We start from the raw sequence: 3,638 nt of genomic DNA, 5'->3' as shown, positions 1-3,638 counted from the left end.
CCGACCGCGGCCATGGACGGCTTCCTCAACGTGTGACAGGAGAATCTGTGTCTATCAAGCGTCTGGTGTTGGTCACGGCCGTGTTGAACGCGGCCGTGCTGGCCCCGGTCCCCGCCGCGGCCGCGTTGCCACCGCAGTGCTCCGGCACCGCTGCGATCAAGTGCAGCTTCAACGTCACGCCTGGCAACTACGACGTCACCATGGAACTCGGCAGCACCACAAAGGCAGCCAACACCTCCATGTCAGTGGAGGCTCGCAGGCAGATCCTGAACCCCGTCTCCACCACCTCCGGCCAGGTCATTCGCACGACGGTCTCGGTCAATGTCCGCAGCCCCGAGGGGCAACCCACCGGCCAGGGCGGCAACGGCACGCCTGGCCTGCAGATCACCTTCAGCGGCACCGCACCCGCGATCGGCGCGCTCACCGTCACACCAGCGAGTTCTCCGCTGGTGGCCTACCTCGCGGGTGACTCGACCGTGTGCGACCAACCCACCGCGCCCTACACGGGCTGGGGCCAATACCTGCCCACCCGCCTGCGCAAAGGCGCCGTGGTCGCGAACTACGGCGACTCCGGCGAGAGCTCCGGCAGCTTCCTGTCCAACCGAGCGCTCTTCCCGACGATGAAGCCACTGATCAAGAGCAAGGACCTGGTGTTCATCCAGCTCGGACACAACGACAAGGACCCCACCGCTACCGCCTTCCGCGACAACCTCACCCGTCTGGTCAACGGTGTGCGCGAGCGCGGAGGTGCTCCGGTGCTGATGACCCCACCGGTACGCAGGCTCTTCAACGGCAGCAAACTCACGGGCACCGCCCTGCACGTCAACAACAAGGGCGTGGACCTGCCCGCCGTCATCCGGGCACTCGGCCGCAGCGCGGGCGTGCCGGTCATCGACCTGACCGCCAAGAGCAAGACTCTGGTCGAATCGATGGGTCCTTCGGCCTCCCAGGCACTGTTCCTCACCAGGGAAGCAGGCGACAACACCCACTTCTCCGCCCGTGGCGGCTCGGAGATGGCCGGTCTCGTCGTGCAGGGCGTGCGGGAACTGAACCTGCCGCTGGCCGCCTACCTGCGCTGAGCCAGGCGTTCGACTCACCTGTTGGAGGTCAACCATGCTCGTGCATCGACGGCGCGCCACACCGCTCGCCGCCGGCGTTGTCGCCTTGACCTTGGCCGGCAACGGTCTCGTCGTCTCGGCGGCTTCGGCGACGACGACCCGTTACGAAGCGGAAGTCGCACCGGCCACCTGCGCCGGCGTAGTCGAGTCCAACCACACCGGCTACTCCGGCAACGGGTTCTGCAACGGCGACAACACGATCGACGCGGCGGCGCAGTTCACCGTGACCGCAGCCGCAGCAGGCACGGCGACCATCGCCATCCGGTACGCCAACGGCGCCACGGCCAACCGACCTGCCGACGTGCTCATCAACGGAGCGCTCGCCCAGGAGGGCGCCGCTTTCGACCCGACCGGCGCCTGGACCGCGTGGGCCACGACGACGTTCACCGTGTCGATGACCGCCGGTACGAACACGATCCGCTTGGACCCGACCACTGCGGCGGGCCTGGCGAACATCGACCACCTCGACCTGGAAGCCGGTGACACTCCGCCGCCCGCGGGCAAGCAGATGGAAGACCTGAACCGGGGCCTGGTCAGCGTGCGCTCCGGAGCCGGCAACCTGGTGTCGTGGCGGCTGTTCGGGTACGAGCCGGCCTCGACCGGGTTCAACGTCTACCGCGGCACCACGAAGCTGAATTCCTCGCCGATCACCAACTCCACGAACTTCCTGGACTCCGGGGCGTCGGCGGACGCCTCGTACTCGGTCCGCGCGGTCGTGGACGGGGCGGAGCAGGCGCCGTCCGAGCCGTCGCTGCGTTTCACCGGAGGCAACTACCTGGACGTGCCGATCTCCCGGCCTGGCAGCAGCTACACGGCTGGTGACGCGAGTGTCGGGGACGTGGACGGCGACGGCCAGTACGAGATCTTCCTCAAGTGGGATCCCAGCGACCAGAAGGACAACTCGCAGTCGGGTCGTACCAGCAACGTCTACATCGACGCGTACCGGCTCAACGGGCAGCGGCTGTGGCGGGTCGATCTCGGCCGAAACATCCGTGCGGGCGCGCATTACACCCAGTTCCAGGTGTACGACTACGACGGCGACGGCAGGGCCGAGCTCGCCGTCAAGACGGGTGACGGCACGATCTCCGGCACCGGTCAGGTGATCGGCAACGCAGGCGCCGACCACCGCAACTCCTCCGGCTACATCATCACCGGACCCGAGTACCTGACCGTGTTCAACGGCCTCTCCGGCGCCGTCATGTCCACGGTGGACTTCGACCCTGCCCGCGGCAACATCTGCGACTGGGGAGACTGCACCGGCAACCGGGGTGACAGATTCCTCGCGGGCACCGCCTACCTCGACGGGCAACGGCCCAGCATCATCATGGGCCGCGGCTACTACGAGAAGAGCACGATCGCCGCGTGGGACTTCCGCGACGGACGGCTCACCCGGCGCTGGAAGTTCGACTCCGGCACCGCCGGACGTCAGTGGACCGGCCGAGGCACCCACTCCCTGTCCATCGCGGACGTCGACGGCAACGGCACCGACGAGATCATCTACGGCGGCATGACCATCAACTCCGACGGCACCGGCCGCTACACCACCGGCTTCTACGCCCACGGCGACGCGCTGCACGTCAGCGACTTCGTGCCCAGCCGGCCCGGTCAGGAGATCTGGCAGATCCACGAGCAGAGCTCCGGCGCCGCCGCCACCCTGCGCGACGCCGGCACCGGCGCGATCATCATGCAGAAGAACAACACCTGCAACTGCGAGGGCCCGGCCCGCGGGGTTGCCGGTGACGTGTACGCCGGCAACCCCGGCGCCGAGTTCTGGGGCAAGGGCACCGGCCTGACCAACGCGTTCAACGCCTCCGGCGGCAACGTCGGGCGAGCACCCGCCAGCGCGAACTTCCTCGCCTGGTGGGACGCCGACCCGGTACGCGAACTGCTGGACGGCAACCACGTGGACAAGTACGGCACCGGCGGCGACACCCGCCTGCTCACCGCCTCGGGCGCACACTCCATCAACGGCACCAAGTCCACCCCGTCGCTGTCCGGTGACCTGTTCGGCGACTGGCGCGAGGAGGTCATCCTCCCCCGCGACGACAACGCCGCGCTGCGCATCTACGCCACGACCACGCAGACCGACCGGCGGATCCACACCCTGCTGCACGACCCTCAGTACCGCGTCGCCATCGCGTGGCAGAACACCGCCTACAACCAGCCACCACACCCCAGTTTCTTCCTCGGCAACGGCATGAGCTCGCCACCGCAGCCGAACATCCACGTCCGCTGAACCCTGACGGCGGCCGTGTCGCTCGCTACGCCTTTCCGCACACCTCAACACCCTGCGAGGAGTCATCGTGTCGATGCAACGACGTACCTTCCTGAGGCTGAGCACGGTCGCAGCAGCGACGGTAGGTGGCGCGACCCTGCTCGGTACCGGCCTGGCCGGTGCCGCCCCCACCTGGCTTCTGGGAACCGCGCCCACCACACCGTTCGCCGTCGGCGTGCGCCAGTACAGCTGGACACGCGGCAGCCGCAAGATCAACACCTACGTCTACTACCCCGCCACCGGCA

The 3,638-nt window shown here is 68.0% G+C and carries 2 protein-coding genes and 1 pseudogene; all 3 read left to right on the top strand.

The features are described from left to right. Positions 1–47: 47 nt before the first annotated feature. Positions 48–1,079 (top strand): rhamnogalacturonan acetylesterase, encoded by a 1,032-nt coding sequence (locus UK23_RS47835; RefSeq protein ID WP_052685688.1) that lies wholly within the window; start codon positions 48–50, stop codon positions 1,077–1,079. A 34-nt stretch (positions 1,080–1,113) separates the two neighbouring features. Continuing rightward, positions 1,114–3,354, top strand: a complete 2,241-nt coding sequence (locus UK23_RS47830; RefSeq protein WP_045318523.1) for a carbohydrate-binding protein — start codon at positions 1,114–1,116, stop codon at positions 3,352–3,354. Positions 3,355–3,427: 73 nt separating this feature from the next. Beyond that, a pseudogene (locus UK23_RS47825) lies at positions 3,428–3,638 on the top strand (alpha/beta hydrolase); the annotation flags it as partial.

Source organism: Lentzea aerocolonigenes (assembly GCF_000955955.1).
In the GTDB taxonomy this organism is placed as follows: Bacteria; Actinomycetota; Actinomycetes; order Mycobacteriales; family Pseudonocardiaceae; genus Lentzea; species Lentzea aerocolonigenes_A.
The sequence above is the reverse complement of the archived record's forward strand: the minus strand, read 5'-3'. Positions and strand labels throughout refer to the sequence as shown.